Origin of the sequence: Streptomyces neyagawaensis (assembly GCF_023516595.1) — a bacterium.
Lineage (GTDB): Bacteria > Actinomycetota > Actinomycetes > Streptomycetales > Streptomycetaceae > Streptomyces > Streptomyces neyagawaensis.
In genome coordinates, this window is sequence record NZ_JAMGBG010000239.1 from 1 (window position 1) to 970 (window position 970).

The 970-nt window shown below is 67.3% G+C and carries 1 protein-coding gene; it reads left to right on the forward strand.

The window, feature by feature from the left end:
- Window positions 1-2: 2 nt before the first annotated feature.
- Window positions 3-970 (forward strand): 2-oxoacid:acceptor oxidoreductase family protein (locus M8J73_RS44470; RefSeq protein ID WP_249829927.1); only part of this gene is annotated, 968 nt, incomplete at its 3' end.

Consider the following 970-nt stretch of genomic DNA (forward strand, 5'->3'; position numbering starts at 1 on the left):
TCATTCGGTTCGCGGGTGATTCCGGTGACGGTATGCAGCTCACCGGTGACCGTTTCACCTCCGAGACCGCCTCGTTCGGCAACGACCTGTCAACCCTGCCGAACTTCCCCGCCGAGATCCGCGCCCCCGCCGGCACCCTGCCCGGCGTCTCCAGCTTCCAGCTCCACTTCGCCGACCACGACATCCTCACCCCCGGCGACGCCCCCAACGTCCTGGTCGCCATGAACCCCGCCGCCCTCAAAGCCAACATCACCGACATCCCCCGCGGCGCCGAGATCATCGTCAACACCGACGAATTCACCAAACGCGCCATGCAGAAGGTCGGCTACACCACCAGCCCCCTGGAAGACGGCTCCCTCGACGCCTACCACGTCCACCCCGTCCCCCTCACCACCTTGACGGTCGAGGCACTGAAGGACTTCAGCCTCACCCGTAAGGAAGCCGAACGCAGCAAGAACATGTTCGCGCTCGGACTGCTGTCATGGATGTACCACCGGCCCACCGAGGGCACCGAGAAGTTCCTCAACACCAAGTTCGCCAAGAAGCCCGACATCGCCGCCGCGAACATCGCCGCCTTCCGCGCCGGCTGGAACTTCGGCGAGACCACCGAGGACTTCGCCGTCTCCTACGAGGTGGCTCCGGCGGCCACCGCGTTCCCGCCCGGCATCTACCGGAACATCTCCGGGAACCTGGCCCTGTCCTACGGACTGATCGCCGCCTCCCGCCAGGCCGACCTCCCCCTCTACCTGGGCTCCTACCCCATCACCCCGGCCTCGGACATCCTGCACGAGCTGAGCCGGCACAAGAACTTCGGGGTACGCACCTTCCAGGCCGAGGACGAGATCGCCGGGATCGGCGCCGCCCTGGGCGCAGCCTTCGGCGGCTCCCTCGCCGTCACCACCACCTCCGGCCCCGGCGTCGCCCTCAAATCCGAGACGATCGGGCTCGCGGTGTCGCTGGAACTGCCGCT